The 288-nt window shown below is 42.4% G+C and carries 1 tRNA gene; it reads left to right on the top strand.

The features are described from left to right. The first annotated feature begins 203 nt into the window (after positions 1-203). Positions 204-278, top strand: a tRNA-Ile gene (locus ACLHR0_RS31680). Positions 279-288 lie beyond the last annotated feature (10 nt).

Raw genomic sequence — 288 nt, 5'->3', positions numbered from 1 at the left:
GGAAGGTGCGGCTGGAATACCTCCTTTTTAGAGCTCATTATCCTGAGAGCTGTTGTTTCCTTCTTTTAAATTTATTTGCTGCTAACGCAAATGGCTACACGCCAGGTGCCATGCACATAAGTTCTTTTAAATTTTATTAAGTCAAGTTGGTTATGGACTGGATCGGTTAGTGAGATAGTATCAGCCAACCTTGTCTGATAAACAGATCCGTAGCTCAGCCTGGTTAGAGCACTACACTGATAATGTAGGGGTCAGCAGTTCAAATCTGCTCGGGTCTACAATGATTAC

Source organism: Chitinophaga sp. ARDCPP14 (genome assembly GCF_051362515.1).
Taxonomy (GTDB): domain Bacteria; phylum Bacteroidota; class Bacteroidia; order Chitinophagales; family Chitinophagaceae; genus Chitinophaga.
This window is presented reverse-complemented; position numbering and strand designations above follow the sequence as displayed.